Origin of the sequence: Miltoncostaea marina (genome assembly GCF_018141525.1) — a bacterium.
Lineage (GTDB): Bacteria > Actinomycetota > Thermoleophilia > Miltoncostaeales > Miltoncostaeaceae > Miltoncostaea > Miltoncostaea marina.
Window position 1 is genome coordinate 2760377 of sequence record NZ_CP064655.1, and the last position, 26214, is coordinate 2786590.

Below are 26214 nucleotides of genomic sequence, written 5' to 3' on the forward strand. Positions count from 1 at the left end.
TTTCCCGGACGAAAATCTCCCCCGGCACAGAACGCGCGGCCCGTGGGCCGCGCACAGAGAACCGGGCGCTCCGTAGAGCCGGGGTAGATTAGCAAACGGACCCCGGCCCGCAAGGCGATTCCACCCGCCCGCACGGCCTCGTGCGAGGCAGGCGGAGGGCACCGTACCATGCCGCCGTGGACGCGTTCGCGCTCGTCGATCAGCTGCGCCGCACGGCGGCCGGCGAGGTGCGGGCCGACGCGGCCTCGCGGGAGCTCTACGCCTGCGACGCGAGCCTCTACCGGCGGCGCCCGGCGGCGGTGCTGCGGGCCCGCTCGGCCGACGACCTCGACGCCGCGGTCGCCGCCTGCCGCGCGGCCGGGGCGCCGCTCACGGTGCGGGGCGCGGGCACCTCGCTGGCGGGCCAGGCGGTGGGGCGCGGGCTCGTGGTCGACACCTCGCTGCTGGACGCGGTCCGCATCGACCCCGACGCGATGACCGCCCGCGTCGGCCCCGGCGTGGTGCTGGCCCACCTCGACGCCGCGGCCGCCCGCCACGGCCTGGCCTTCGGGCCCGACGTGGCCTCGGCCAGCCGGGCGACGCTCGGCGGCATGATCGCCAACAACTCGGCCGGGGCGCGGTCGGTGGTCCACGGCCTGACCGCCGACCACGTGCTCGCGCTCGACGTCACGCTCGCCGACGGCACGCGCGCCACCCTGCGCCGGGGCGGGGCGGCGCCCGCGGCGCTGGAGGCGGCCCGGCCGCTGGCCGCGCACGCCACGCCGCGCACCCTGCTGCGGCGGGTCTCCGGGTACGCCCTCGAGGCGCTCGGGGGCGACGAGCCCGACTGGCCGCGGGTGGTCTGCGGGTCGGAGGGCACGCTGGCGGTCGTGCGCTCGGCCCTGCTGCGGCTGGTGCCGCGCCCCGCCGCCCGCGGCATCGCGCTGCTCGGCGCCGACTCGGTGGAGGCGGCGGTCGACGCCGCCCTGCGCGCCCTGGAGGACGGACCGTCGGCGGTCGAGATCATGGCCCGCGGGGCGCTCGGCGCCGACGCCCCCGTGCAGCTGCTCGTGGAGCACAGCGGCCCGCCGGACGAGGTGGCCGAGCGGGTGCGCCGGGTGCGCGGCGCCCGCGCCGTGCTCGACCCGCGCGAGCAGGAGGCCGTGTGGGCGGTGCGCCGCGCCGGCATCGGGCGCGCCCTGGGCGCGGTGCCCGCCGGCCCGGGCGACCCCCGGCCGCTCGCCTTCATCGAGGACCCGGCGGTGCCGCCCGCCCGGCTGCCCGAGCTCGTCGGCGGCGTGCGCCGCATCCTCGACCGCGAGGGCGTGGACGCGGTCTGGTACGGGCACGCGAGCGTCGGCTGCCTGCACATCCGGCCGCGCATGGACCTGCGCCGGCCCGGCGCCGTGCCCGCGCTGCGGCGCATCGCCGAGGCGACCGCCGACCTGGTGGTCGCGCTGGAGGGCTCGCTGTCGGGCGAGCACGGCGACGGGCGCGCCCGCGGCGAGCTGCTGCCGCGGATGTACCCGCCGCCGACGATCGCCGCCTTCGGGGCGCTCAAGCGCCTGCTCGACGCCGAGGGGATGCTCAACCCGGGGATCATCGTCGACCCCGACCCGCTCGACGAGGGCCTGCGCCTGGTGGCCTCGCCGCCGCGGCTGCCCCGGCGCACCGCCGTCTCGTTCGCGCGCGAGGGCGGCCTGGCGCGCGCCGGCGAGGCGTGCAACGGCAACGGCGCGTGCCGCGCGCGCTCGGGCGCGATGTGCCCCAGCTACCAGGCGCTCGGCGACGAGCGACACGCCACCCGCGGGCGGGCGGTCGCGCTGCGCGCCGCCCTCGAGGGTCGCCTGGAGGCCGGGCTCGCCGACGACGGCCTGCACGAGGCGCTCGAGCTGTGCCTGGCCTGCAAGGCGTGCGCCGCGGAGTGCCCGGCCGGCGTGGACATGGCCGCCCTCAAGGTGGAGGCGCTCGCCCATCGCCACCGGGCGCGCGGCGTGCCGCTGCGCGCCCGGATGCTCGGCCACGCCCACGAGCTGCTCGCCCTCGGCAGCGGGGCGCCGCGGCTCGCGCGCCGGGCGGCCGTGGCGGCGGGGCGGCTGACGGGCGACGCACCCCCGGCCCCCGTGCGCCGGTGGCGCCCGTCTGCGTCTACTGGCACCCCGGACGTCGGGGCGACGCCCGCGGCTGCCGACATCGTGGTCATGGCCGACACCTTCACCCGCTACCTGGAGCCCTCCATCGGCGACGCCGCCCTGCGCGTGCTGCGGGCGGCCGGCGCGCGCGCCGGCGTCGTGGACCCCGGGTGCTGCGGCCGCCCGCTGCTCTCGCAGGGGCTCGTGGCCCAGGCGCGCTCGCGGGCCCGGCGCGCGCTGGACCGCCTGGCGCCGCACGCCCTGGCGGGGCGCCGCATCGTGGTGCTCGAGCCGTCCTGCTGGTCGATGCTCGTCGACGACCTGCCCCGACTCGTGCCGGGCGACCCGCGCGCGGCGTGGGTGCGGGACGCCGCCGTGACCTTCGAGCGCGCCGTGCTCGACCTGGGCGGGCCGCCGCTGCGCGACGAGGCGGCCGACGCGGACGTCGTGGTGCACGAGCACTGCCACGCGCGCGCGCTCGGCGGCGGCGAGGAGGGCGCCGCGGCGCTCGGCCGGCTGCCGGGCCTGCGGGTGCGCGACTCCGGCGCCGGCTGCTGCGGCATGGCGGGCGCGTTCGGGCACCTCCACCCCGGCCTGTCGCGGCGCATCGCCGAGGACCGGCTCGCGCCCGCGGTGCGCGGCGCCGACCTGGCCGTGGCCGCCGGCACCTCCTGCCGGGAGCAGATCCGCCGCACCACCGGCCGCCCCGCGGTGCACCCGGCCGAGCACCTGCTGGCGAGGCTCGCGTGATCTCGGCGCGCGGACGCGGCGTGGGCGTGCCGGCGCGCGCCCTGAACGGCGTCATCGCCCTGCTCGTGGGCCGGCTCGGCCTGCCGCTGCCGGGGCTGCGCATGCTGCGCGTGCACGGCCGGCGCAGCGGACGCCTGCGCTCCACCCCCGTGCTGGTGCTGCGCCGGCGCGGGCGGCGCTACCTCGTGGCCCCGCGCGGGCGCACCGACTGGGCGCGCAACCTGGACGCCGCCGGCTGGGGCGAGCTCATCCACGGCCGCCGCACGGAGCGGTTCCGCGCGACGCCGGTCGGCGGCGACGAGCGGGCCGCCGTCGTCGCCGCGTACGTGCGGCGCTTCGGCTGGCTCACCGGCCGCTTCTTCGACCTGCCCCGCCGGCCGACGGCGGACCAGGCCCGCCGGGTGGCCGGCCGCCACCCCGTCTTCCGCGTCGGCGCCACCCTGCTGCTGTCGCTGGCGCTCGCCGGCCCCGCGGCCGCCGCGCGGCCGAGCTTCGCGATCCCGGCCGGCGGCCTGCCCGAGGACGCCGCGACCGCCCGCGCGACGCTGCGGGAGGCCTCCCGCGAGGCGCCTCCCGGCTCGCGCACCCGCGCCGACATCGGCTACGTGCTGCGGCTGGCCGACCGGCACCTCGGCCCGCGCGAGCCGGAGGGCCGGCGCGCGACGGTGCTTCGCACCCTGCAGGTGAACGCGTGGTACTACGCCCGGCGCGGGGCGCCGGGCAGCCGGGCGATCATCCGCGACCCCGACGGCGTGCTCTCCACCTACTGGGAGCGGCGCGGCTTCGCGGTCAACCCGGTCGCCACCGCCGGGCGCTGGCAGGACCTCAACGCGGGGCTGTCGCCGGAGCGCCTGGCCTCGGCGCTGCTGCCGTACGGTGTCGCGCGCCGCGCCGGCCGCGCGCGCTTCCTGCTGTGGGAGTACTACGACGTCCCGGACGTCCCCGGCGCCATCCGCCCCGGCGCCTCGGGCATGGCGCAGGGCCGCATCGCCCAGCTCATGGCGCGGGCCTACCACCGCACCGGCGACCCCCGCTTCGCCGCCGCCGCCACCGGCGCCCTGCGCGCCTTCCAGGTGCCGGTCGCCGCCGGTGGCGTGCGCAGCCGGGTGAGCACGCCGCAGGTGCGCCGGCCCCGGCCCTGGTTCGTGGAGCGCGCCTACCCGGGCGCCAGCCCCTGGAAGGGCGCCGCGCTCAACGGCTTCATGGTGACGATCATCAACCTCGAGACCACCGGTCCGCTGCTGACCTCACGGCCCCAGCCGCGCCGCACCGGCCCGCGCGAGCAGCGCGTCCGCCCGCGCGCCCCGGGCGCGATGGCGGGCGGCCGCCTGGCCCGCGCGCTCGCCCGCGCGGGCGAGGCCACGCTCATCCGCTACCTGCCGGTGCACGACACCGGGCGCTGGAGCCTCTACGGCCTGCTGACCCCCGGCCGCCCCTGGGCCAGCTACCTCGCCGACGAGAACTACCACTGCTACCACGTGACCCTGCTGCGCCAGCTCGAGCGCCAGGCGCCGATGGTCGGCTTCGACCAGTACGCCGACCTGTGGGCCCGCTACGCCCGCCGCGCCGGCGTCACCTGCCGCCGCGTGGAGCCCTACCTCGGCGGCGGCGCCGGCCTCTTCCGCCCGGAGCGGTAGCTTCTGGTCGTCCCGCGGAGAGACACTCCGGCTCCGCGGTGCGGCCGCGAGCTCTGATCGTCCCGCCCAACCGCCCGGCTTCGCGGTGCGGCCGCGAGCTCTGATCGTCCCGCCCAGGCCGCCCGGCTTCGCAGGGCGGCCTGGGCTGCGTCGGACTGAGGAACGCCCCGGGCGCGCCGGCCGAATCGGCTCCGGCCTGGCGGCCGGGGCGCGCCGATTCGGCAATTTGCCCCCCAACCGCGCGGCTCCGTCGGCGCTGACGCGCCGCCGGGGCGCGCCGCGCGGCGAACTGGACGAGCTCCGTCCCGGACGACGTGGTCGAGGGACGAGGTGGTCGGAGACACGACCGCCGAAGGCGGGAGGGATCACCGGCCCACGAGGGCGCGGGGCACACCCCACGCGCACCACGGACGCTCACGTCAGTGGGGTTTCCGGCGCCCGCCCCGCCGAAGGCGGTGCGCCGGTGTGCAAATCGCCCCGGCCAGGGGCGATTTGCCGCGTGACCCGGCCCGAAAGAGGCCGGGTCCCCGCGTGAGGGGCACGGCGGTCGACACCCGCCCAGCGCGAGCCGGCCCGCCAGGGCCGGGTCCCGCCCGCGCACAGGATCGTCCCCGGCCGACCCCGTCCGTGGACGACCTCGTCGAGGACGGACCGGGACCACCTCGTCCCTCGACCACCCACCCAGCGCCAGCCGGCCCGCAGGGCCGGCTCCCGCCCCGCGCTCGGGATCGTCCCCGGCCGACCCGGTCCGTCGCCGACCTCGTCAACGGACGGGTCGGCCCGGCAGGGCCGGTCCCGCCCGCGCGATGGTTCCGCCCCAGCACGCCCGCACCGTCGACGACGGGCGGGCGCCCACCCGGCCCCATGCGGGGCCGGGTGACGACCACGACTAGGCGGCCGTGCCGGCCTTCGCCTTGATCTCCTCGGCGATGGAGGCGGGGACCTCCTGGTACGAGTGGAACTGCATCGTGAAGGTCGCGCGCCCCTGGGTGGCGGAGCGCACCGCGGTCGCGTAGCCGAACATCTGCGACAGCGGCACCTGGGCGTTGACGACCTCGGTGTTGCCCCGCGACTCCATGCCGCCGATCCGGCCGCGGCGCGAGGTGAGATCGCCGACCACCGTGCCGACGAAGTCCTGCGGCACGACGACCTCGACGGCCATGACCGGCTCGAGGAGCGTCGGGCTCGCGCGCCTGACGGCCTCCTTGAGGGCCATCGAGCCGGCGATCTTGAAGGCGATCTCCGAGGAGTCGACCTCGTGGTACGAGCCGTCCACCAGCCGCACCTTGACGTCGACCATCGGGTAGCCCGCCACGACGCCGCCCTCGAGCGCCTCCTGGACGCCCTGGTCGACCGCGGGGACGTACTCCTTGGGGATGGCGCCGCCGACGATCTTGCTCTCGAACTCGTAGCCCGCGCCCTGCTCGTTGGGCTCGACGTCGAGGTAGACGTGGCCGAACTGGCCGCGGCCACCGGTCTGGCGCACGAAGCGGCCCTCGACCTTGTTGACCGGCTTGCGGATCGTCTCGCGGTAGGCCACCTGCGGCTGGCCGACGTTCGCGTCGACGTTGAACTCGCGCATGAGCCGGTCGACGATGATCTCGAGGTGGAGCTCGCCCATGCCGTAGATGACGGTCTGGCCGGTCTCCTCGTCGGTCTGGACGCGGAAGGTCGGGTCCTCCTCCGACAGGCGCTGGAGGGCGGTCGCGAGCTTCTCCTGGTCCTGCTTGGTCTTCGGCTCGATCGCCAGGTTGATGACCGGCGTCGGGAAGGTCATCTGCTCGAGCACGACCGGGTCGCTGGCGTCGGTGAGCGTGTCGCCGGTGGTGGTGGACTTGAGGCCCACGGCGGCGACGATGTCGCCGGCCTCGACCTCGTCGATGTCCTCGCGGTGGTTGGCGTGCATCAGCAGCAGCCGGCCGACGCGCTCCTTGCGGTCCTTCGTCGAGTTGATGACGGAGCTGCCGCTGGCGAGCGTGCCGGAGTAGACGCGCAGGTAGGTGAGGCGGCCGACGTACGGGTCGCTCATGACCTTGAACGCGAGCGCCGACAGCGGGCCCTTGGGGTCGGCCTCGCGGACGACCTCGTCCTCGGTGCCCGGGACGATGCCCGTGGCGGGCTTCACGTCGAGCGGCGAGGGGAGCAGGTCGACGATCGCGTCGAGCAGCGGCTGGACGCCCTTGTTCTTGAAGGAGGAGCCGCAGAGGACCGGCGTCATCTCGATCGCCAGCACCGCGCTGCGGATGGCCGCCACCAGGCGGTCCTTGTCGATCTCCTCGCCCTCGAGGTAGAGCTCGGCGAGCTCGTCGTCGTGGTCGGCGAGCGCCTCGATGAGCTGGTCGCGGGCCGCCTGGGCCTCGTCGGCCATGTCCTCGGGGATGTCCGCCAGGTCGAACTCGGTGCCGAGGTCGTCCTTGTAGAGCATCGCCTTCATGCCGATCAGGTCGACGATGCCGCGGAACTCGGACTCGGCCCCGATCGGCAGCTGGATCGGCACGGCCTTCGCGCCGAGCCGGTCGATCATCGTCTGGACGGAGCGCTCGAAGCTCGCCCCGATGCGGTCCATCTTGTTGACGTAGGCGATGCGCGGCACGCCGTAGCGGTCGGCCTGGCGCCACACGGTCTCGCTCTGCGGCTCGACGCCGGCGACCGAGTCGAACACCGCGACCGCGCCGTCGAGCACGCGCAGGCTGCGCTCCACCTCGATGGTGAAGTCGACGTGGCCCGGCGTGTCGATGATGTTGATGCGGTGGTCGCGCCAGAAGCAGGTGGTGGCGGCGCTCGTGATGGTGATGCCGCGCTCCTGCTCCTGCGCCATCCAGTCCATCGTCGCCGCGCCCTCGTGCACCTCACCCAGCCGGTGCGTGCGGCCGGTGTAGTAGAGGATCCGCTCGGTCGTGGTGGTCTTCCCGGCGTCGATGTGCGCCATGATCCCGATGTTCCGGGTCTTCTCGAGGGAGACCTTCTTCGCGGTCGTCGTCACAGCCCTTCACCTCGTCCGAGTCGCGGCGCCGGCCGGCGGGAGCCGGCCGATCGCGGGAGTCACTTCAGATCAGCCCCCCGGCCCCCGTCGGACGGAGGGGGTGCGCCTACCAGCGGTAGTGCGCGAACGCCTTGTTCGCCTGCGCCATCCGGTAGAGGTCGTCCTTCCGCTTGAAGGCGCCCCCCTGCGAGCCCAGGGCGTCGAGCAGCTCGTTGGCGAGCCGCTCGCTCATCTGCTTCTCGCGGCGCTCCCGCGCGTAGCGCACGAGCCAGCGGATGGCCAGCGTGCGCCCGCGGCGCGGGGCCACCTCGATCGGCACCTGGTACGTCGCGCCGCCGACGCGGCGGGACTTGACCTCGAGCGCCGGGGTGACGTTGCGGATGGCCTCCTCCATGACCGCGACGGGGTCGCGGCCGGTGCGGTCGCGGATGCGCTCCAGCGCCCCGTAGACCACCCCCTCGGAGGTCGACTTCTTGCCGTCGCGGAGCACCTTGTTCACCAGCTGGGTGACCAGGGCGCTGTTGTAGACGGGGTCCGGGTCGAGCGGACGGCGGGTGACGACTGCGCGGCGCGGCATTACTTGGGCCTCTTCGCGCCGTACTTCGACCGGCCCTTGCGGCGGTCGTTGACCCCCGCCGCGTCCAGCGCCGCCCGGATCACCTTGTACCGCACGCCCGGCAGGTCGCGGACGCGGCCCCCGCGCACGAGGACGACCGAGTGCTCCTGCAGGTTGTGCCCCTCACCGGGGATGTAGCAGGAGATCTCCATCAGGTTGGTCAGCCGCACACGGGCCACCTTCCGCAGCGCCGAGTTCGGCTTCTTCGGGGTGGTGGTGTAGACGCGGGTGCAGACGCCGCGCTTCTGGGGCGCGCCCCGGAGGGCGGGCGTCGTCACACGGGATGACTTGGGGCGGCGGCCCTTGCGGACCAGCTGGTTGATCGTGGGCAATGGTGCCTTTTTTCGAGCACGACAGGACAGGGGCCGGGTGACCGGCCCGCAGAGGCTAGCAAACGCGCGGTCGCCGGTGACGGCCCGCGCGTCACACCAGCGGCGTGGTGCTCTCGAGCACCAGCGCCGCCCGCGTGCGCAGGGAGACCACGCCGGTGATGCGCATGTCGATCTCCCATCGCAGGGGCAGCGTCAGCGCCGGCGACCACCAGACCACGTCGGTCCGCCGGCCGGGATGGGCCCCCTCCGTGTCGGAGACGGTGCGCACCACCCGGGCGGTCAGCGGCCTGCCGTCGACCTCCACGGTCTCGGCGCGCAGCACCTCGGAGCGGGCGGTGACGCGCAGGGTGCCCGCCCGGTAGGCGCTCTCCCAGGCGCGGCCGACCGTCAGGGGCCGCGGCAGGCGCAGCGGCGCGGGCCGCGGCTCGCGCCGGTCGTCGCGGCCGACGCCGAGGAAGGTGACGTGGGTGCGGCGCGCCACCTCGCGCGCCGCGCCCCGGGCGTCGACGCGAAGGCGCACGCCCTCGACGTGCTCCTCGCTCAGCAGGAGCTCCTCCGACCAGCCGCCGGGCACGGCGCGCACCACGTACCGCGCCGTCCCGGGCAGGTCGCGGGTCACCGACAGGGGCCCTGCGCCGCCGCGCTCGGAGCCCTCCTGGCGCATGGTGTAGACCCCGGGCCGTGGCACCCCCGCCGGGGCCGGACCGGCCGCGTCGCCGCCGCCGTCCCGCCGGAAGTCGCGCACCGCGGCGTCGGCGCTGACCTCCGTGCTGGAGCCGGCGCGCTGCCAGGACCACAGGCCGGCCGCCACGGCGGCGAGCGCCGCGAGCAGCGCGACGAGGCGCAGCGGGCGGGCGACGAGGCCGGCGATCACGCCCCCACACTACTGCGGGGGCATTCCACAACGCGCGTTGCAGGGGAAACGCGCCCCCGCGGTGGTACCTTCGGACGCATGGGTTCGCGACGGCACCGCCGCGAGGCGCTCAGCTGCTGCCCCGCCTGCGCCGCCTCGCTCGGGCGCAGGCGCCGGCGGCGGGGCGGCCGCCCCCAGTGGGCGTGGGTGACGCTGCTCGCGCTCGTGGCCGCCCTCGTGCCGGTCGCCGCGCTGCAGGAGGGCAGCGGCCCGTCCGTCGCCCAGGCCGCCCCCGCCCCGGTCGCCCGCCCGGCCGCGCCGGCGCCCGAGCCGGCCCCGCGCCCCCGGCGCGAGGCCCCCGCCTCGCGCGCCGCCCGCCCCGCGGTGGAGTGGCGCGAGAGCCTGGCGCTGGGCACGCCGAACGCCGGCGCGCTGCACAACGCGGTGCGCCTGCCCGCCGAGGGGCCCGGCTACTACACCTACGACCCCGCCACCCAGCGGCCGCCGGGCGGCGCCGAGCGCACCTGGGGCACGGCGGCCCTCGTGCGCCAGGTGATGGACCTGGGCGTGTGGTGGGAGGCCACCCACCCCGAGCAGCCGCGGCTCGGCGTGGGCGACCTGTCGCGCCCGGGCGGCGGGCCCTTCACCGGGCCGGTGGTCGGGCACGCCTCCCACCAGAACGGCCTGGACGTGGACATCCGGCTGGTGCGCCGCGACGGCGCCGAGTCGTCGGTCGACGCCGCCACCTACGACCGCGAGCTGACCCAGGCGGTCGTGGACCGGCTCGTCGCCCAGGGCGCCTCGCTCGTGCTGATCGGCCCGCGCCTCGACCTGCACGGCCCGGCCGGCGTGGTCGTGCGCTGGCCGAACCACGACGACCACCTGCACGCCCGCTTCCCCGACCCGGACGGCACCGGGAACTGACGGTCTGTGTATGAACTCCGGCGAGGCCGCGAGCTCTGACACGGCGGCCTTCTCGGCCGTGCCCGCGAGCGGGCTTCTCGTCCGATCGCCGGGGCGGGCAAGGACGCCAGCGGCGCCCCACCCGGGATCCCCGCGGGCGAGCGTTTCGCGTCTCCCGGCACCTCCGGGCGACGGTCCTCCAGTTCGGCATCCAGAGCGATCCGACCGTCCGCCCACGCGGCGAGCACCGTAGCGGCGTCGGTGTCGCGGTCGGCCGAGTGGCCGCATCCTGAGCAGGCGAAGGTCCGCTCGGAGAGCGGCGGAGAACCCTGATCGGTACCGGGATCAGTTCATACACAGGCCCTGAGCCCTGCGTACGCCGGCACCGCCCTCGGCGGCGCGGGCCGCCGGACGAGCCGCGCACGCTCGGCGTTCGCCGGGGGCGCCGCGGGTAGGACCGCCCCGTGCGCGCACTCATCGATCCCGCCGGGACCGCGGCGGCGATCTCGCCGGGCCTCCACCTGGCCGACGCCTTCGCCCTCGGCCTGCTGTTCCTCGGCGTCGCCGTGCTGGTGGCCATGGTCGCGCTCACCCACCAGCGCGAGCGCGCGTTCTCGCCGGCGATCGTCTACCTGGCCATGGGCGCGCTCGCCGCCGGCGGCATCGCGCTGCTCGACGTGCACTGGCTGCACCTGGTCGACGACGCGGACGTCGTCGAGCACCTCAGCGAGTTCGCGGTGATCGTGGCCCTGTTCGCGACCGGCATGCGGCTCGACCGGCCGCTCGGCCTGCGGCGGTGGCGCTCCACGGTGCTCCTGCTGGCGCTGGTCATGCCGCTCACCATCGCCGCCGTCGCCGCCTACGGGGCGTTCGCGATGGGCCTCTCGGCCGGCGCCGCCCTCGTGCTGGGCGCCGCCCTGGCGCCGACCGACCCCGTGCTGGCCGGGGACGTGGGCGTGGGCCCGCCCGACGAGGACGACGAGCGCGAGCCGGCCTTCGCGCTCACCTCGGAGGCCGGCCTCAACGACGGCCTGGCCTTCCCCTTCGTGATGCTGGGGCTCGTGATCGCCGGCGGGGCCGGCGCCGGGGACGTCGGCGAGTGGCTGGCGGTGGACGTGGTGTACGCGGTCGCCGCCGGCGTCGGCATCGGCGTGCTCGGCGGGTGGGCGATCGGCGCCGTCTCGGTGCGGCTGCGCGACCGCGGCCTGCTGGCGCCCGAGCTCGACGGGTGGGTGGCCGTCGGCGCGGTGCTGGCGATCTACAGCGTCACGGTGATCGGCGACGCCTACGGCTTCCTCGCCGCGTTCGCCGGCGGCATCGCCTTCCGGCGCCGGGAGCGCGGCCACGAGCAGCACGCGGGCGTCCACGCCGGCGCGGAGACCCTCGAGCGCGTGCTCGAGCTGGCCATGATCCTGCTGCTCGGCAGCCTGCTGACGGTCGACGGCCTGCGCGCGCCCGGGCCGGCGGGCTGGCTGCTCGCCCCCGTGCTGATCCTGCTGGTGCGGCCGCTCGCCTGCCTCGTCGCGCTGCGGTGGTCCCCGCTGGACGCGGCCGGCCGCCTCTGGGTGGGCTGGTTCGGCGTGCGGGGCATCGGCAGCCTCTACTACGCGGCGGCCGCCCTGGGCGCGGGCCTGATGGCCCCCCGTGAGGCTGGCGTCGTCATCTGGACCTGCGTCGCCGTGGTGATGGTCTCGATCGTGGTCCACGGCGTGACCGGCGACCCGCTCACCCGGCGCCTGGAGCGGCGGGTGCGCGACGAGGTCGAGGAGGAGGCCCGGCGGGTGGCGGGGCGGGCGTAAGACGCGGAAGGGCCCGCACGAGGCGGGCCCTTCCGGTGCTGCAGCGGCTCCGCTCGGCGCGGGGCGTCTACGACTCCTCGCCCTCCAGCTCCGGGCCGAACGAGTACGTCTGGCCGTCGCCGTCGCCGATGCCCAGCAGGGCGTCGTCGTCGGCCTCGGAGAACGGCTCGTCCAGGTCGAACTCGAGCAGCGCCGGCGCGCGCCGGACGGCCTCGATCTCGAGCTGGCGGTAGCGCTTGAGCCCGGTGGCGGCCGGGATCAGCTTGCCGATGATCACGTTCTCCTTCAGGCCGCGCAGCCGGTCGGTCTTGCCCTCGAGGGCGGCGTCGGTCAGCACCTTCGTCGTCTCCTGGAAGGAGGCCGCCGAGAGGAACGACTCGGTCGCCAGCGAGGCCTTCGTGATGCCGAGGATCAGCGGCTCCACCACGGCCTGCACGCCGTCCCTGGCGCGCGCGATCTCGCTGTCGTCGCCGGTGAACTCGCCGCTCTCGCGCTTCTCGAGCAGCTGCTCCTCGATGCGCTGGGCCGCGCGGGCGTTCTCGCGGTACAGCACCGGCTTGTCGACCATCTGGCCGGGCAGGAAGTGCGTGCCGCCCGGGTCCTCCACCCGCACCTTGCGGAGCATCTGGCGCACGATCAGCTCGATGTGCTTGTCGTTGATGTCCACGCCCTGCGAGCGGTAGACGTTCTGGACCTCGGAGACGAGGTACAGCTCGGTCTTGGTGGAGCGGTCGCGCACGCCGTCCTGGGCGTAGAAGCGCTGGCCGGTGCGCACCTGCGTGCCGGCCTCGATGACCGGGCGCGGCCGGTCGGCCGGCAGGCGCAGCCAGCGCTGCGACGTGCCCGCCTCGGTCTCGACGTCCACCCGCAGCCACTGCTCACCGTCCTCCGTGACGCCGGTGATGCGGCCCTGCACGCCGATGGCGACGCCGGGCTTGGAGCTGAGGATGTCCGCCGGGAAGGCCGAGCCGGTGGTGAGGAGGTCGCCCGCCTCGACCCACTGGCCGTCGTCCACGGTGATCTGGGTGCGCCGCAGCGCCGTGAAGGAGTGCTCGCGCACCGGCGCCTTCGTGGCGCCCGTGCCCGCGTCGTCCATCTCGACGTACTCCGGCTCGACCACCGTCAGGGTGGCCGACCCCGGGCGGGTCTCGTCGTCGGTGATCCGCACCCAGCCGTCGACCGGGCTGACCACGGCCTGGGCCTTCGGCTTGCGGGCCTCGAAGAGCTCCACGACGCGCGGGAGGCCGTGCGTGATGTCGGCCCCGGCGACGCCGCCGGTGTGGAACGTGCGCATGGTGAGCTGGGTGCCCGGCTCGCCGATCGACTGGGCGGCGATGATGCCGACCGCGTCGCCCGGCTCGGTGAGCCGGCCGGACGCCGGGTTGCGCCCGTAGCAGCGGGCGCAGATGCCGACCTCGCTGCGGCACTTCACGGGCGAGCGCACGAGCACGACCGCGTCCCGCGGGGTGCCGTCCGCCTCGCGCAGCTCCGCGTTGAGCCGCTCGCCCTCGACCGTGGTGACGAGGTGGCCGCGGGTCGCCGCCGCCACGTCCTCGGGGTCGTCGGAGTCGGCCTCGGGCCGCAGGTCCAGCAGCACCTCGCCCGTGCGCCGGTCGACGACCGGGCCGAGCAGCACGCGGCCGGGCACGCTCGGGTTGAGCGCGTTGTCGTCGCGGAAGACCGGGACCTCGATGCCCTCGTCGGTGCCGCAGTCGAGCTCGCGCACGATCACGTCCTGCGAGACGTCCACCAGGCGCCGGGTGAGGTAGCCCGAGTCGGCGGTCTTCAGCGCGGTGTCCGCGAGGCCCTTGCGGGCGCCGTGGGTCGAGATGAAGTACTCGAGGACGGAGAGGCCCTCCATGAAGTTCGACTTGATGGGCCGCTCGATCGTCTCGCCCTTCGGGTTGTTCATGCAGCCGCGCATGCCGGCCAGCTGGCGGATCTGCTTGAACGATCCGCGCGCACCCGAGTTGGCCATCATGTAGATCGGGTTGAGGCGCCACAGGTGCTCCTGCATGGCCTCGGCGACCTCGTCGGTGGCCTGCTCCCAGAGCTTCACGACCTCCTCGTGGCGCTCCTCGGGGCTCATCTCGCCCAGGGCGAAGAACTCCTCGACCTCCTCGACCTTCGCGTCGTACTTGGCGAGGATGTCGCCCTTCGTGGGCGGGACGACGATGTCGTTCTTGGACACCGTCAGGCCGGAGTCGGTGGCGTAGCGGAACCCGAGCGCCTTGAAGGCGTCGAGCACCATCGACACCGCGGTGGCGCCGTAGAGGTTGACGAGCTCCTCGATGAAGTCCCCGGTGTGGCGCTTGGTGAGCGACTCGTGCCGGTCGGGGAACGGCTGGGCGGCCAGCTCCTCGGCGCCGACCACGGCCTCGAGCGCGGTCCGCACCTCGTGGTTGAAGACCACGCGGCCCGGCGTCGTGACCCGGCGGGTGCCGTCGGCGTAGCGCATCAGGATGAGGTCCTGCAGGCCCACGGCGCGCTGGTCCAGCGCGGCGAAGACGTCCTCCTCGCTGCCGAACGGTCGCGGCTCGGACATGCCGGCGAACGGCTTCGTGGTCCACTCGCCGCCGTCGAACTTCGCCTCCATGCCCTTCGGGAGCTCCCAGGCGCGGGCCTCGTGGTTCCAGAGCTCCGTGACCTCCTGGTCACGGCCCTCGCCCTCGTCGCCCTTCTTGCGCACGCTGACCACCGGCGCGTAGGTGAGGTAGTAGAGGCCGAGGATCATGTCCTGGCTCGGCACCGCGATCGGGCGCCCGTGCGCCGGCGAGAGGATGTTGTTCGCCGACAGCATCAGGATGCGGGCCTCGGCCTGCGCCTCCACCGACAGGGGCAGGTGGACGGCCATCTGGTCGCCGTCGAAGTCCGCGTTGAAGGCGGTGCAGACGAGCGGGTGGATCTGGATGGCCTTGCCCTCGACCAGCACCGGCTCGAAGGCCTGGATGCCGAGGCGGTGCAGGGTGGGCGCGCGGTTGAGCAGCACCGGGTGCTCCCCGATGACCTCCTCGAGCACGTCCCAGACCTCGGGGACCATCGCGTCCACGAGCTTCTTGGCGGCCTTGATGTTCTGGACCTGCTTGCGCTCGACCAGCCGGCTCATGATGAACGGCTTGAAGAGCTCGAGCGCCATCAGCTTGGGCAGGCCGCACTGGTGCAGCTTGAGCTCCGGGCCGGCCACGATGACCGAGCGGCCCGAGTAGTCGACGCGCTTGCCGAGCAGGTTCTGCCGGAAGCGGCCCTGCTTGCCCTTCAGCATGTCCGAGAGGGACTTGAGCGGGCGGTTGCCGGGGCCGGTCACCGCGCGGCCGCGGCGGCCGTTGTCGAACAGCGCGTCGACGGCCTCCTGCAGCATCCGCTTCTCGTTGTTCACGATGATCTCGGGCGCGCCGAGGTCGAGCAGCCGCTTGAGGCGGTTGTTGCGGTTGATGACGCGGCGGTACAGGTCGTTGAGGTCGCTCGTCGCGAAGCGGCCGCCGTCGAGCTGCACCATGGGGCGCAGCTCCGGCGGGATGACCGGGATCGCGTCGAGGATCATCCAGCCCGGGCTGTTCTGGCTCCGGATGAAGGCCGACACGACCTTCAGGCGCTTCAGCGCGCGCGCCTGCCGCTGGCCCTTCGAGGTCTTGATGGTCTCGCGCAGCTCGTCGGCGAGGTCCTGCAGCTTCGTGCGACGGGGGTCGTCGTCGCCGGCGTTCGGCGAGCGCTCGGCCAGGTCGTCGAGGAGCTCCTTGATCGCGGCGGCGCCCATGCCGCCGGAGAAGAGCTGGGCGAAGCCGTGCGGCGAGCCGAACCGGTCCTTCATCTCCCGGAACAGCTGCTCGTCGCTGATGATGTCGCCGCGCTTGACGTCCTTGAAGGTCAGCCACGCCTGGGTGAGGCGCTCGATGGCCTCCTCCGTGTAGCGCTCGATGTCCTTCTTCGTGACGTCGGTCTCCTTGCGGAGGTCCGACTCGGCCTGCTTGCGGTCGGCGTCGGTCAGCTCCCGGCGCGCCTCGGGGTCGTCCGAGCTGCGGTCGCGCTGGAGGTCCTCGGCCCAGTACTCGTCCTCGTCGGTGAGGACGTCGGCGTCAGCCTCGCGCAGCCACTGCACCCGCCGGTCGAGCCGCTCGTCCAGCTCGAGGAGGCGCTCCTCCTTGTCCTGGCTGAACTGCTCGATCGCCGCGTTGACCTCGTCCTGGAGCCGGTCGAGCTCCTGGCCGCGGGCCTCCGTGTCCACCTCCGTGACGATGGAGGCGGCGAAGTAGAGGACCTTCTCCAGCTCCTTCGGGGCGATGTCCAGCATGTAGCCGATGCGGCTCGGGACGCCCTTGAAGAACCAGATGTGGCTGACGGGCGCGGCGAGGTCGATGTGGCCCATCCGCTCGCGGCGCACCTTCGCGCGCGTCACCTCGACGCCGCAGCGCTCGCAGATGATCCCCTTGTAGCGGACGCGCTTGTACTTGCCGCAGTAGCACTCCCAGTCCTTGGTCGGACCGAAGATCTTCTCGCAGAAGAGCCCGTCCTTCTCCGGCTTGAGCGTGCGGTAGTTGATCGTCTCGGGCTTGGTCACCTCGCCCGAGCTCCACTGCCGGATCTGCTTGGAGGAGGCCAGTCCGATCGTGATGGAGTCGAAGTTGTTGATGTCGATCACGTTGCCGCGCCTTTCTCGTGTGCCCGACGCCGCGCCGCCGCGCGGTCCGGGCGAAGACCCCGTCCGTCGTCGCGGGGCCGCCGCGCGCCGTGGTGGCGCGCGGCGGCCCCGCCGGCCCCGCTACCCTGCGTCCGCGTCGGCGCCGGCGTCGTCGCCCGAGGAGGCGGCCACCCCGGCCTCGTCCGCGGTCGAGCCCTCGGCCCCGCCGGCCTCCTGGGCGTCGTCGCCCTGGGGCGCCCCGAGCCCGCCGGAGAGGTCGATGCCGAGCTCCTCGGCCGCCCGCAGGAGGTCGTCGTCCTCCTCGCGCGCCGAGAACTCCGGCCCCGCCTCGCCCTGCACCCGGACGTCCAGCCCGAGGCTCTGCATCTCCTTCAGCAGCACCTTGAAGCTCTCCGGGATGGACGGCTCCTGGATGTTCTCGCCCTTCACGATCGCCTCGTAGGCCTTCACGCGGCCGACCGTGTCGTCGCTCTTGATGGTGAGCATCTCCTGGAGGGTGTAGGCGGCGCCGTACGCCTCCAGGGCCCACACCTCCATCTCGCCGAAGCGCTGGCCGCCGAACTGCGCCTTGCCGCCCAGCGGCTGCTGGGTGACGAGCGAGTACGGGCCGGTCGAGCGCGCGTGGATCTTGTCGTCCACGAGGTGGAGCAGCTTCAGCATGTACATGTAGCCGACGGTCACCCGGCCCTCGTAGGGCTCGCCGGTGCGGCCGTTGAAGAGGCGCATCTTGCCGGAGGCCTGGCGGCCCGGCCGGTCGGTCTCGTCGACCGCGAGCTTGATCGGGTTGTCGGGGTGGCTGGCCGACCAGTCCTTCAGGACCCGGTCGACGTCCTCCACCTCGGCGCCGTCGAACACCGGCGTCGCGACGAACGTCCGCTCCGGCGGCTCGTGGCCGTCGATGCCGCCGTTCTCGAAGGCGCCGTCCACCCAGCCACGCGCGGCGGCCCAGCCGAGGTGGGTCTCCATGATCTGGCCGATGTTCATGCGCGAGGGCACGCCCAGCGGGTTGAGGATCATGTCGATCGGCGTGCCGTCCTCGAGGAACGGCATGTCCTCCTCGGGGACGATCTTCGAGATGACGCCCTTGTTGCCGTGGCGGCCGGCGAGCTTGTCGCCCTCGGCGATCTTGCGCCGCTTGGCGACGTAGACGCGCACGAGCTGGTTGACGCCCGGCGACAGGTCGTCGCCGCTCTCGCGGTCGAAGACCTTCACGTCGATGACCTTGCCGCCCTCGCCGTGCGGGACCTTGAGGGAGGTGTCGCGCACCTCGCCGGCCTTCTCCTTGAAGATGGCCCGGATCAGCTTCTCCTCGGCCGTCAGCTCGGTCTCGCCCTTCGGCGTGACCTTGCCGACCAGCAGGTCGCCCGACTTGACCTCGGCGCCGATGCGGACGATGCCGCGCTCGTCGAGGTCCTTCAGCGACTCCTCCGAGCGGTTCGGGATGTCGCGCGTGATCTCCTCGGCGCCGAGCTTCGTGGTGCGCGCGTCGACCTCGTAGGCCTCGATGTGGATCGACGAGAGCAGGTCGTCGCGCACGAGGCGCTCCGAGATGATGATCGCGTCCTCGAAGTTGTAGCCCTCCCAGGACATGAAGGCGACGAGCATGTTGCTGCCGAGCGCCAGCTCGCCGCGGTCGGTGGAGCTGCCGTCGGCGAGCACCTCGCCCTGCTGCACCGCCTGGCCCTTGCGGACGATCGGCTTCTGGTGGATGAGCGTGCCCTGGTTCGAGCGCGTGAACTTGTGCAGCTCGTAGTGCTCGAGCTCGCCCTGGGGGTCCTCGATGATGATGTGGTCGGCGTCGACCGCGGCCACCGTGCCGTCCGTGCGGCTCACCACGACGTCGCCGGTGTCCACCGCCGCCCGGTGCTCCATGCCGGTGCCCACCAGCGGGGCCTCGGTGATCATGAGCGGCACGGCCTGCTTCTGCATGTTCGCGCCCATGAGCGCGCGGTTCGCGTCGTCGTGCTCCAGGAACGGGATCAGCGCCGTGGCCACCGAGACCATCTGCTGCGGCGACACGTCCATGAAGTCGACGTCGGCCGGGTCGGCGAGCACGGGCTCGCCGCCCTTGCGGCAGAGCACGGGGCCGACGAGGTGCTTGTCGTCCGTGTACTCCGCGTTGGCCTGCGCGATGATCTTGTGCTCCTCCTGGGTCGCGTCGAGCTCGACCACCTCGTCGGTGATCACGCCGTCGACCACCCGGCGGTACGGGGTCTGGATGAACCCGAACTCGTTGAGCGTCGCGTAGGAGCCGAGCGAGCCGATGAGGCCGATGTTCGGGCCCTCGGGGGTCTCGATCGGGCACATGCGGCCGTAGTGGGTCTGGTGGACGTCGCGCACCTCGATGGGCGCGCGCTCGCGGGTGAGGCCGCCCGCGCCGAGCGCCGACAGGCGGCGCCGGTGGGTGAGGCCCGACAGCGAGTTGGTCTGGTCCATGAACTGCGAGAGCTGCGAGGAGCCGAAGAACTCCTTCAGCGCCGCCACGACCGGCCGGATGTTGATGATCGTCTGCGGCGTGATCGTGTCGACGTCCTCGGTGCTCATGCGCTCGCGGACCACGCGCTCCATCCGGTAGAGGCCGATGCGGAAGGCCTCCTGGATCAGCTCGCCGACCGTGCGCAGGCGCCGGTTGCCGAAGTGCTCGTACTCGTCGAGGTCGCCGGCGATCTCGTCGCGCGGCATCGTGGCCGCGTCGGCCGCGAAGTCCTTCGAGTCCTCGGGCACGCCGATCTTGATCGGCAGCTCGACGAGGCGGCGGATGAGCTCGACCAGGTCGTCGGTCATGCCGGTCGAGCGGCCGGTGAACCGCGGGTTGGTGAGCGTGCGGACCTCGGAGCCCAGGCTGAGGCCGAGGCGGGCGTCCAGCTTGTAGCGGCCGACCTTCGTGAGGTCGTAGCGCTTCGGGTCGAAGAACAGCGAGCGCACGAGCGAGCGCGAGTTGTCCACCGTCGGCGGCTCGCCGGGGCGCTGCTTCTTGAAGACCTCGATCAGGGCGTGCTGCATGATGTCGCCCGAGCGCGCGTCCAGCTTCTTCTCGAGCTTCTCGATCTCGGCCTCGAGGGCGGCGCGCTCCTCGCCGGCGGCCTCCTCCAGGCGGGCGTCGAGCTCGCGCATCTCGGCGACGATCGCCTCGAGCTTCTCGAGGCTGGTGCGGTCGCCGGTCTGCGGGTCGCCCTCCGTCGCGTCCTTGTCCAGGGTCATCTGGATGAAGGGGTTGACCCGGTCCGGGTCCTCCGGGTGGCGGAACAGGTTCGCCACGTCGTCGCGGGTGTAGCCGAGCGCGAACAGCAGCGTGGTGACCGGCAGCTTGCGCTTGCGGTCGATGCGGACGTTGACCAGGCCCTTCTTGTCGATCTCGAGCTCGACCCACGAGCCGCGCGAGGGCATCAGGTTCGCGATGAAGACCTGCTTCTCGCGGTCCTTGGGCTCCATCACGTACGCGCCCGGCGAGCGCACGAGCTGCGTCACCACGACGCGCTCGGTGCCGTTGATGATGTAGGTGCCCCAGTTCGTCATGAGCGGAAGGTCGCCCATGAAGACCTTCTGCTCGCGGATCTCACCGGTCTCCCGGTTGATGAAGGCGACCTCCATCGTGAGCGGGGCCGCGTAGGTGATGTCCTTCTCGCGGCAGTCCTTGATGGAGTCGTTCGGCTGGATGTGGTCGAACGGCATGCCGGGCTCCCAGCCGCCCAGCGTGTACTTGCCGAACTGGACCGCGAGGGTTCCGGTGAAGTCCTCGATCGGCGAGATGTCGTCGATCGTCTCGCGCAGCCCTCGCTCGATGAACCACTCGAAGGAGGACCGCTGGATGTCGATCAGGTTTGGGACGTCACGGACCTTCTCCTGCTTGGAGAAGGAGCGGCGGACGCGGGCAGCGGGACGGGTGCTCAAGTCGCGAGGCCTCCTGACGAGAGCGAGCGAGGGACGGCGAGACGGCGCCGGCGGGCCGGAGCGGGCGCAACGGCGCATGCTATCACTTGGGCGTTCGGGCGCTCAAGGGCAGGGCCCGCTGCTCGCGGGCGGCCCGAGGGGGCTGCGACGCGCGCGGCAGCCGCCGTCAATAGAACCCATCGGCCAAGGCCGACGATCCTAGCACCCCGCTCGGCGGTCGCGCCGTACGAGCGCCGGCCCGCGTCATGCATACTGGCCTCGTGAGGAGCTCGTCACTTCCCTCATATGCGGACGGCGGCCCGGACGGCCTCGACGAGCGTCTGCGCTCGCTGCTCGAGGCGACCCACCGCCAGTGGATGTCGCCCGACGAGCGGCGGCGCATGCGCGCGTTCGGCTTCCGGCCGGCCGTGGAGCCCGGCGTGCTCAAGCGCGAGTGGCACGGCCTGGCCGTGCGCGTCTCGGCGAGCGGCCTGCGCGCCGCCCAGCCCGGCGAGGGCGAGCTCGCGTGGCTCGCCGACACCCGCACCCTCCTGCTCGACGGGGAGCCCTTCGCCGGCTCGCCGGCCGGCATGCGGCTGGTGGAGAGCCTCCTCAACCTGATCGCGGGCTACGAGCGCTGGGTCGAGGCCAGGGAGGGCCGCGACGAGCGCATCTCGCGCGGGCGCAGCTCCCTCCCCGACCGCCGCCCGGTCAACGCCCTCGCCGAGACCCGGCGCCTCCAGCGCCTGATGCACACCCCGAGGCGCCGGGGCCGCTGAGGCGAGCGCCCGTCCCCCGCCGGGGGAGGGTCGCGGTCCGGGGTCGGTGGTCGAGGACCGCCTGGGCGAGGGCGGTGTGGAGACCGTGTCGGCTGGGGCCGATCCACTGCGCGGGCGGGACCCCGGCCCGTCCCGTAACGAGGTCGTTGAGGGACGCGGTCGGCTGGGGCCGATCCCTCTGCGCGGGCGGGACCCGGGCCTGTCTCGACGAGGTCGTCGAGGGACCGGGTCGGCTGGGGCCGATCGTCGGCGCGGGCGGGACCCGGCGCGTCCCGTGACGAGGTCGTCGACGGACGCGATCGGCTGGGGCCGATCCTGAGCGCGGGCGGATCCGGCGCGTCCTGTGACGAGGTCGTCGACGGACGCGGTCGGCTGGGGCCGATCCTGTGCGCGGGCGGGACCCGGCCCTGCGGGCCGGCTCGCGCTGGGCGGGTGGTCGCGGTGCGGGGTCGGCTGGGGCCGATCCTCTGCGCGGGCGGGACCCGGCCCTGCGGGCCGGCTCGCGCTGGGCGGGTGTCGACCGGCGTGCCCCTCACGCGGGGACCCGGCCTCTTTCGGGCCGGGTCACGCGGCAAATCGCCCCTGGCCGGGGCGATTTGCGGACCGGCGCACCGCCTTCGGCGGGGCGGGCGCCGGAAAGTGCACTACCGGATCCGTCCGTCGTGCGCGTGGGTGTGCCCGGCGCCCTCGTGGCCGGTTTGTGCACGCTCCCGCCTTCGGCGGTCGTGTCTCCGGCCACGTCGTCGCTCGATCAGGTCGTCCGGGACGCAGTGCGACCGGTTCGCCGCGCGGCGCGCCCCGGCCGCCAGGCCGGAGCCGATTCGGCCGGCGCGCCCGGGGCGTGCCTCGCTTCGACGCAGCCCAGGCCTTCCGGCGAAGCCGGGAGGCCTGGGCGGGACGATCACAGCTCGCCACGCCGCAGCCCAGGCCGCCCGGCGGAGCCGGGCGGCCTGGGCGGAGTCCCGGATCAGAACTTGCCGGGGACGCCTCCGCCCTTGACGACGGAGAGGTCCTCGAGCCAGCCGGTGAGGCGGGCGTGGTCCTTGTCGTCGGCGTCGAGCCCCTCGAGGTGCTGGCGCACCTCGTCGGCGATCTCGTCGACGTTCGACTTGTTGGCCGTCGACACCCTGTCGCGCAGCCGACTCTTCACTTCGCGGTCAAGCGGCATGGAGGTCCTCCCGGGTCGAGATGGCCGCGCGGTCGCGCCCGGCCGATGTGGAAACTTCGGCATTGTGCGCGATGGCACATTGCCGTGTCCAGAGCCGATGGCCCCTCAGCGGACGCGGATCGTCCGCACGACGCGGGCGAGGTTGCCCGCGCGGTCGCGCAGCTCCACGCGCACCCGGTAGCGGCCCGCCGCGAGCGGGCGGCCCAGCGCCAGCCGGACGAGCGGGCCCTGGCGCAGCCGCACGCTCCGCGTGGCGGGCTCCGCGCCCGCCGGCCCGCCCGTCACGCGCACGGTGGCGCGCAGGCGGCCGGTCGATCCGCGGTCGGCCGCAGCGACGACCAGGCGCACCGCCCGCCGCCGCACGCGCGGGCCCCCGCGCCGGGCGGGCGGCCCGGGGCGGGCGCGCCGGGTCTCCACGCGCCGCAGGACGAGACGGGGGCGCGTGTTGTCGACCAGGACCGGCCACTCGTGGGCGCCCGCGTTGCCCGGGAAGTCCCGCATCCCCACCGACAGCAGGTGCCAGCCGTCGGCGAGCCTGCGCGTGTCGATGGTGATGCCCCGGGGGTAGCGCTGGGGCCGCCGCACGGCCGGCGCGCCGTCCACGGCCAGCGTCCAGTCGGTGACCCGCGATCGCGAGACCGCCCGGAAGCGCACCGTGACCCGGCCGCGCACGGATGCCCGCGGCGCCGGGCTCGGCCGGGCCACGCGGGGCGGCGAGAGGCTCACCCGCACCCGGCCCGCGCCGTAGACGTCGTCGGGGCCCGGGGCGCCGAGGTCGAGGGCGCCGGCGAGGAGCGCGGCCCGAATCTCCCCCGCCGTGGGCGCGCGGCCGGCGCGGCGCTCGGCGGCGAGCAGCACCGCGGCCGCGCCGGCGGCGTTCGGGGCGGCGTTGGACGTGCCGCCCACGGCGCGGAAGCCGTTGGGGCCCATGATGCGGGTGTCGGTCGGGGCCACGAGATCCGGCTTGGTGAGGCCGGCGTCCGACGGACCCTGCGAGGAGTACGACTTGAACTGGTTGCCGCGCCAGTCGACGGCGCCGACCGCGATCGCGCCGGCGGCGTCGCCGGGCGTGGGCACGCTGCTCTCGAGGGTGCCGCCGATGTCGCCGAGCGCGATCTCGCGCGAGAAGAGGGTCAGGGGGCCCACGGGGGCCGGCCCCGCGGCGCGCACCACGCGCAGCCGCATCTGGCTGTCCACCGGCGGCCGGTAGCCCACCACGCGCTCGGCCGGCGGCGCGCCGGCGGACTGGCGGTCGTGGGATCCGGCCGCGGGAAGCCAGGCGCCGGTGGCGGCGTCCTGGCGCTCCAGCACCAGGTCGAGGTCGGCCGCAGGGCCGTCGGCCGCGGCGGTCCACGACAGCGCGAAGGTGACCGGCTGGCCGGCGCCGCGGAAGAACGTCCACGCGCCGCCGTTCGGCCAGTCGAGCGCGTCGTCGCCGTCGGCGTCGGCCCACGGCCCACTCCAGTGCTGGCGGGCGTAGTTGCCGGCCGAGTTGAACCAGAGGATGCCCGCCGCCGCGGCCCGGTCGACGGCCCGCGCCGCCGGCCCGGTGCCGTCGAAGGGGCCCTCGATGAAGGAGTTGGAGTGCACCACGATGTCCGGGTGGCGGGCGATGACGGCCTCGGTGGCCGCCACGAAGTCGGCCTCGGAGTGGTAGTTGACGAGCAGGTAGCGCGCCTGCGGGGCGTAGTCGTAGACCGTCTGGGCCACGATCTCGCCGTGGTTGGTGCGGTTGCCGTAGGCGTTGCGCCCGGCGAGCCCGTTGACGGCGTCGAACGAGAGCGTCTCGAGCCGCGCCGAGGGGGGCAGCTCGCCGAGCGACTGCATGCGCTCGACGTTCTGGCCGAAGCCCAGGTCGAGGACGGCGATCGTGATGCCCTCGCCCCCACCCGCCACCCGGCCGAGCACGTCGGCGCCCGTGCGCTCGACGCCCTGGCTGACCGCGGGCGCGTCGCCGAAGGCGGCCGTCGCCGGATGGGCGCCGGCCACGCCCGGCAGGCCGGCCAGCGCGCGGGCCCGCCGCGGCGCGGCCACCACCTGCAGCCGCGCCCCCACCCGGCGCTGGACGCGCAGGCCGCTGCGGCCGAGGCTCCCGACGGCGGTCGCGACGTGCCCGGGCCGGGCGTCGACCGAGATCGCCACCGGCGCCCCGGGCGCCGCCGCCGCCCCGGGGACCAGGGCGGCCGCCGACCCACCGGCGAGCGCGGCGCCGGCCAGGAGGAGCGCGGCCCGCCTCACCGCGGGCGCCGCAGCACTCGGGTGCGGGTGGTGACGTTGCCGGCCATGTCCTCCGCCGTCACGGTCAGGCGGCTCGCCCGGCGCGTCAGCGCGGGCAGGCGCACGCCGACCGCGGGGCGCCGGACGGCCCGAAGGCTCCTGGCGTCGAGGGAGATCCTCACCCGGCGGAGGGTACCGGCGTCGGTGGCCCGCACGCGCACGACGCGCCGGCGCCCGGGCGCCACGCGCACGAGCAGGCGGGGCGCGGCGGCGTCGAGCCGGGCCATGCCGGCCCCGTAGGCGGGGTCGGGGCCGGCCGGCCCGAGGTCGAGGGCCGTGGCGGTCAGCTGCGCGCGCACGTCGGCCGGGCCGGCGGGCAGGCCGCGGGCGGCGCGCCACTGGCGCAGCAGCACCGCCGCCGCGGCCACGTGGGCCGTGGCTGCGGAGGTGCCGGCGGTGCCCGGCCACTCGGGGTTCGAGGTCACGTAGGTCGGGCCGACGAGGTCGGGCTTCAGGCGGCCGTCGCGCGTGGGGCCGACCGAGGAGTAGGGCTCGCGCGCCACGCCGGTCCACTTGACCGCCCCGACGGTGAGGGCGCCGCGGGCGTCGCCCGGGGTGGGGATGCTGGCGTCCTCGGCCGCGAGCGCGTCGAAGCCGACGGTCTGCGAGAAGACGTCGGTCGTCACGGCCGGCGGGCCGGCGGCGCGCGCCACCAGGCGCATGGGCGCGCCGTCGGCGGTGACGGGCGGGGTGACCGCGTTGCCCGGGCCCGCCGGCGCGGAGCGGGTGACCTCGGCCCATGCCCCCGACGGGTCGAGCCGCTCGACGGTCACCTCGACCGCGGCGGCGCCGGGATCCCAGACGGCGCTGAACAGCAGCGGGGTGCCCGCCGCCGGCGCGATCGGCACGGGGGTCCCCTCCGCCGTCGCCGTGCCGCGCCAGTGCCGCTGCGCGTAGTTGCCGGCCGAGTTGACCCACAGCACGCCGGCCGCCGCTGCTGCGTCGACCGCGCGGGCCGCCCGTCCCGTGCCGTCGAACGGCGGCGTGAGGAACGAGTTCGAGTGGCTCACCACGGGGATGCCCTCGGCGGCCACCCACGCCGCGGCGGCCTCGAACTGCTCGATCGTGCGGTAGCCGACCAGCACGAGCCGGGCCCGCGGCGCGACGTCGTGGATCAGCTCGGCCATCCGCACGCCGTGCTGGGTGGGGATGCCGAAGTCGGTGCGCCCGTCGAGCCCGTGCAGCGGGTCGAACGAGCGGATCGTCATGGCCTCGCGCGGGGGCAGCTCGCCGAGCGCGATCGAGCGGTCGAGGCCCGCGAAACCCTCGTCGACGATCGCGACGCGCTCCCCCTGGCCCAGCACGCCGCGGCTCCAGAGGGCGTCGGCGCCCATGCGCACCCCGCCCTGCCCCAGCACGCCGGCCGCCGCCGTGGCGGGGACGGCCAGCGCCGCGGCCGCGGCGAGCGCCAGGGCGGTGCGTCGGAGGCGGGCGGGTCTCACGGCGGCGAATGGGATCAGAACGACCAGCGGCCGTCCACCCCGGGGGGTGGACGGCCGC

The 26214-nt window shown here is 74.8% G+C and carries 14 protein-coding genes; 5 read left to right on the forward strand and 9 right to left on the reverse strand.

Going from position 1 to position 26214, the window contains the following annotated elements; translation table 11 throughout:
- Nucleotides 1–176: 176 nt before the first annotated feature.
- Both ITJ85_RS14045 and ITJ85_RS14050 read left to right on the forward strand, forming a co-directional pair.
- Nucleotides 177–2861, forward strand: a complete 2685-nt coding sequence (locus ITJ85_RS14045; protein ID WP_217913730.1) for an FAD-binding and (Fe-S)-binding domain-containing protein — start codon at nucleotides 177–179, stop codon at nucleotides 2859–2861.
- Nucleotides 2858–4498 (forward strand): nitroreductase/quinone reductase family protein, encoded by a 1641-nt coding sequence (locus ITJ85_RS14050; protein WP_217913731.1) that lies wholly within the window; start codon nucleotides 2858–2860, stop codon nucleotides 4496–4498. The genes ITJ85_RS14045 and ITJ85_RS14050 overlap by 4 nt, the downstream gene beginning before the upstream one ends.
- 889 nt (nucleotides 4499–5387) lie before the next feature.
- On the opposite strand, the gene fusA is transcribed toward ITJ85_RS14050, so the two are convergent.
- The 4 genes from fusA to ITJ85_RS14070 all read right to left on the reverse strand — a co-directional run bounded on the left by fusA (nucleotide 5388) and on the right by ITJ85_RS14070 (nucleotide 9303).
- Nucleotides 5388–7481 (reverse strand): elongation factor G, encoded by a 2094-nt coding sequence (gene fusA, locus ITJ85_RS14055; RefSeq protein ID WP_281412201.1) that lies wholly within the window; start codon nucleotides 7479–7481, stop codon nucleotides 5388–5390.
- 106 nt (nucleotides 7482–7587) lie between these two features.
- Complete coding sequence (gene rpsG, locus ITJ85_RS14060) at nucleotides 7588–8058, reverse strand: 30S ribosomal protein S7 (RefSeq protein WP_217913732.1); 471 nt, start codon at nucleotides 8056–8058, stop codon at nucleotides 7588–7590.
- Complete coding sequence (gene rpsL / locus ITJ85_RS14065) at nucleotides 8058–8429, reverse strand: 30S ribosomal protein S12 (protein WP_217913733.1); 372 nt, start codon at nucleotides 8427–8429, stop codon at nucleotides 8058–8060. The genes rpsG and rpsL overlap by 1 nt, the downstream gene beginning before the upstream one ends.
- Before the next feature lie 91 nt (nucleotides 8430–8520).
- Nucleotides 8521–9303, reverse strand: a complete 783-nt coding sequence (locus tag ITJ85_RS14070) for a hypothetical protein (protein WP_217913734.1) — start codon at nucleotides 9301–9303, stop codon at nucleotides 8521–8523.
- A gap of 78 nt (nucleotides 9304–9381) precedes the next feature.
- On the opposite strand from ITJ85_RS14070, the gene ITJ85_RS14075 reads away from it, so the two are divergent.
- Both ITJ85_RS14075 and ITJ85_RS14080 read left to right on the forward strand, forming a co-directional pair.
- Complete coding sequence (locus ITJ85_RS14075; RefSeq protein WP_217913735.1) at nucleotides 9382–10206, forward strand: penicillin-insensitive murein endopeptidase; 825 nt, start codon at nucleotides 9382–9384, stop codon at nucleotides 10204–10206.
- Nucleotides 10207–10649: 443 nt separating this feature from the next.
- A complete protein-coding gene (locus ITJ85_RS14080) occupies nucleotides 10650–11984 on the forward strand; it encodes a cation:proton antiporter domain-containing protein (protein ID WP_217913736.1) in 1335 nt (444 codons plus the stop codon).
- 67 nt (nucleotides 11985–12051) lie between these two features.
- Here ITJ85_RS14080 and rpoC read toward each other — a convergent pair whose 3' ends face one another.
- Together rpoC and rpoB are read right to left on the reverse strand one after the other, a co-directional pair.
- Entirely contained in the window at nucleotides 12052–16620 is a 4569-nt protein-coding gene (gene rpoC, locus ITJ85_RS17285) for a DNA-directed RNA polymerase subunit beta' (protein WP_246496269.1), read from the reverse strand.
- 120 nt (nucleotides 16621–16740) lie between these two features.
- Nucleotides 16741–20511 (reverse strand): DNA-directed RNA polymerase subunit beta, encoded by a 3771-nt coding sequence (rpoB, locus tag ITJ85_RS14100; RefSeq protein WP_246496270.1) that lies wholly within the window; start codon nucleotides 20509–20511, stop codon nucleotides 16741–16743.
- Nucleotides 20512–20771: 260 nt separating this feature from the next.
- On the opposite strand from rpoB, the gene ITJ85_RS14105 reads away from it, so the two are divergent.
- Entirely contained in the window at nucleotides 20772–21269 is a 498-nt protein-coding gene (locus ITJ85_RS14105; RefSeq protein ID WP_217913738.1) for a hypothetical protein, read from the forward strand.
- Nucleotides 21270–22236: 967 nt separating this feature from the next.
- On the opposite strand, the gene ITJ85_RS14110 is transcribed toward ITJ85_RS14105, so the two are convergent.
- The 3 genes from ITJ85_RS14110 to ITJ85_RS14120 all read right to left on the reverse strand — a co-directional run bounded on the left by ITJ85_RS14110 (nucleotide 22237) and on the right by ITJ85_RS14120 (nucleotide 26156).
- Complete coding sequence (locus tag ITJ85_RS14110; RefSeq protein WP_217913739.1) at nucleotides 22237–22437, reverse strand: hypothetical protein; 201 nt, start codon at nucleotides 22435–22437, stop codon at nucleotides 22237–22239.
- Between the two features lie 105 nt (nucleotides 22438–22542).
- Nucleotides 22543–24675 (reverse strand): S8 family serine peptidase, encoded by a 2133-nt coding sequence (locus ITJ85_RS14115; RefSeq protein ID WP_217913740.1) that lies wholly within the window; start codon nucleotides 24673–24675, stop codon nucleotides 22543–22545.
- Nucleotides 24672–26156 (reverse strand): S8 family serine peptidase, encoded by a 1485-nt coding sequence (locus ITJ85_RS14120; RefSeq protein WP_217913741.1) that lies wholly within the window; start codon nucleotides 26154–26156, stop codon nucleotides 24672–24674. Before ITJ85_RS14120 ends, ITJ85_RS14115 begins: the two co-directional genes overlap by 4 nt.
- Nucleotides 26157–26214 lie beyond the last annotated feature (58 nt).

Bases quoted from the DNA above. Each gene is read 5' to 3' on its own strand.
- ITJ85_RS14075 (WP_217913735.1), top strand. From the start codon at position 9,382: ATGGGTTCGCGACGGCACCGCCGCGAGGCGCTCAGCTGCTGCCCCGCC.
- ITJ85_RS14110 (WP_217913739.1), bottom strand. From the start codon at position 22,437: ATGCCGCTTGACCGCGAAGTGAAGAGTCGGCTGCGCGACAGGGTGTCG.
- rpsG (WP_217913732.1), bottom strand. From the start codon at position 8,058: ATGCCGCGCCGCGCAGTCGTCACCCGCCGTCCGCTCGACCCGGACCCC.